Genomic DNA, 234 nt, shown 5'->3' on the forward strand with positions numbered 1-234 from the left:
GAACATGAGCATATCTTTGATAGCCATTTCACAGCTCCTGTTTGGACGGAATCCGTAACTGTGGTCTGAAAACAGCGGCTCGCACATAGGGCTGATTATCTGTGCTATACCCTGCTGGATTACCCTGTCCATGACTGTCGGTATTCCAAGTTTTCTTTTGCTTCCGTTAGGCTTCGGGATTTCTACACGCCTCACGGGTTGAGGTTTGTAACTCCTTCCTCTGATTTGCTCCCT

Annotated in this window: 1 protein-coding gene; it reads right to left on the reverse strand. The window is 47.9% G+C overall.

All coding sequences use genetic code 11. The features are described 5' to 3' along the window. Window positions 1-234 (reverse strand): reverse transcriptase domain-containing protein (locus CI597_RS17655; RefSeq protein ID WP_268876137.1); only part of this gene is annotated, 234 nt, incomplete at both ends.

Origin of the sequence: Anaerostipes hominis (ex Lee et al. 2021) (assembly GCF_002270485.1) — a bacterium.
Taxonomy (GTDB): Bacteria; Bacillota; Clostridia; order Lachnospirales; family Lachnospiraceae; genus Anaerostipes; species Anaerostipes hominis.